This is a genomic window from Catenibacterium sp. CAG:290 (assembly GCF_000437715.1).
GTDB classification, from domain to species: domain Bacteria; phylum Bacillota_I; class Bacilli_A; order Erysipelotrichales; family Coprobacillaceae; genus Catenibacterium; species Catenibacterium mitsuoka_A.
In genome coordinates this window covers 1-2,558 of record NZ_FR898830.1, presented here as the reverse complement: position 1 = coordinate 2,558, position 2,558 = coordinate 1, and the positions used below count along the sequence as shown (strand labels likewise).

Below are 2,558 nucleotides of genomic sequence, written 5' to 3'. Positions count from 1 at the left end.
TTCTGAATTTGATAAGTGTTACAGCAAAGAAAAGGCCTTAATCGAATGGATTAAGGTTAACGAGATCAAGATATTAAACAGCGGAATTAAGATAGCGTAAAATATATTCAGGGAGATTGACTATACTTCCTTACGAAAGTAGAAATTTACCGTTAATGTGGTCGCTGGACTGCTTGGTAATGAAAGTTCTGATTCAAATAGATTTACACTTGTAACTCCAAAGTCTGAAAATGATGTACGATTACAAGCTAAACTTGATAGTAAGAACCCCACGGGCTTGCCCGTGGGAGTAGTCAGATTAAAGAAAAAAGGGCTTGCCCGTGGGAGTAGTCAGTAGAAATTCTGATTACATTATTGATATGGGTCCTGAGGGCGGTCAACTTGGTGGAGAGATTATTGCGACGGGAACTGTCGAAGAAATTAAACAGAATAAGAATAGTAAAATTGGAAAATACTTGTGAAAAGCTGTAACGAATACTTGAGCGTTACAGCTCTTTTTCATAGAAAAAAGAATATCAGAAATAATATCCGATATTCTTATTGCCATTCAATTTCTACATTTTTTTGATAATGTGCTAGTCCTATGCGAATCACTGTTCCACTTAATTCACTATCATATCTTCTACTGTTAATTTGATCTATTGCTGATTTTGCGAGTTGTTTCAAATCAACTGAACTATCATTTGTATATTTAAATTCTAGAATATATGATATTTGATTTTTCTTGGATTTTAGTATGATATCACATCTTCCCTTTCCTACTTCTCGATTACTGATTACTTCATACTCATTAGAAAGCCAGGCACACATTCCAAGCAACATCATGTGATAACTATTTTCATCTTTCAAATCATGATAAGAAGGTAATGTGAGTAAAATCTTTCGATATCTGTCTTCAAAATCTTCTTTTTTGCAACGTTTTAATGAATTAAATAGTACTGTCAAATCTGTTTCAGTCGCTTTCAAATGATAGGCTGTAAGCTTTCTAAATTCCAATTGAACTTCTTGATTAGGAATTTTTATGATATACAGGCTATCTTGAATAGATATTGTTTTGTGTAATGTGAGATATCCAGCATTAACCAAAAGACCCCACAAGTTTTCTGTATTGTTTACTTCAAAAAAGCTGGTATCCATTTTTACAGTGGTTTCGAGTTTACCATTTCGAATAAGCTCCTCATAGCCTCTCTCAAAAGCTTCATCACTGCTAGATATTGCTTTTTTAATCATTGTATTACTGCTCGTATTCACCCAATAAGGCTCTAATACTTTTCTAGAAGCATAATTCAAGATAGACCATGGATTATAGATATCATGTTCTCCAAAATGATATCCATCATACATAGATTTCACTTCATCATTGAGTGATAAATCATAATATTCTAATGTTTGCTTCGTTTCTTCTTCTGTAAAGCCAAAGTATTGAGAATATTCTGGATCTTTTACTGTGCATACAACCAGATTATTCAAATCGCTGAAGATGTTCTCTTTCGCAACTCTTTGAATACCAGTCATCATTGCATAATGTAGACTCATAGATGTCTTTAATGCATTATGAAGCAGAGAAGATAATCCCCCTCGCAACTCTTCATAATATCCTCCAACATGAGTTTCAATAAAAGGTGTGTCATATTCATCTATGAATACCATTACTTTTTTGTGGTAGTATTTCTCTAATCGTTCCATCAAAAAAGAAAGTGCATCGATAATATTATCTAGAATCCCATCATTTTTTGTCATTAACCCTTGTACAAGAGATTCATATTCGTTTTGTTCAAATACAGTCATTTTTTGTTCAAATACATGAGCATATCGATCATATTCTTTACGCAGTTGTAATTTGATTTCCTTTACAACATTCCATTTATCATTCTTCGCATTCGCAAACGAAATGAAGATTGTAGGATATTGATTCATTTCTGATATATACTCTGTTTCAACAATTTTTGTATCTTTGAATATTTCTTTAGAATCTTTAGTAATATCAAAGAATGAAGACATCATTGATATATTGATTGTTTTTCCAAACCTTCTAGGTCGAGTAATAAGAGTGACAGTACTTTTTCTCATTAAAAAATCATAAATCATCATACTTTTATCAATAAAAAAATAATTCTGATTCTTTAATGTTTCATAGTCTACTACTCCTAAAGGTATAGCTTTTCTCATATGCACACTCCTTTCTTTTCTACTATGATAACATGACTATCTTATTGAATAAGCGGTAAACTTTCAAGTTGTACCTAGTCAATATAGTACCTATTCTTTCCTTTACTTTTCTTTCCATATTCTATCGCCTTTTTAGGACATTTCGCAATACATGCCATACAATGTGTACATTCCTTACCCCATACAGGACGATGATCTTTTATTTGTATATTTTTTAATGGACATAATTTCTCACATAATCCGCATCCAATACATTCATCCGTACTATAGAAAGCAGCTACTTTCACAAAAAGTGGATAGAAAACTGTATTCACAATAGAAGATTGGAACTTGTCTTTCAATTGTAATGACATATTAGGAAAAGGTAAATGCTGGTGGATATAGGAAGC

General features: G+C 32.2%; 2 protein-coding genes. Both read right to left on the bottom strand.

Translation table 11 applies throughout. The features are described 5' to 3' along the window. Positions 1 to 537: 537 nt before the first annotated feature. Positions 538 to 2,169: an AAA family ATPase gene (locus tag QVO42_RS06715; protein WP_022425375.1), complete on the bottom strand. Its 1,632-nt coding sequence runs from the start codon at positions 2,167 to 2,169 to the stop codon at positions 538 to 540. Positions 2,170 to 2,243: 74 nt separating this feature from the next. Further along, a partial coding sequence (locus QVO42_RS06710) for an EFR1 family ferrodoxin (RefSeq protein ID WP_288164010.1) occupies positions 2,244 to 2,558 on the bottom strand: 315 nt, incomplete at its 5' end.

What these genes read in the sequence shown, in the direction of transcription:
- QVO42_RS06715 (WP_022425375.1), bottom strand. Translation starts at nt 2,169, where the DNA reads ATGAGAAAAGCTATACCTTTAGGAGTAGTAGACTATGAAACATTAAAG.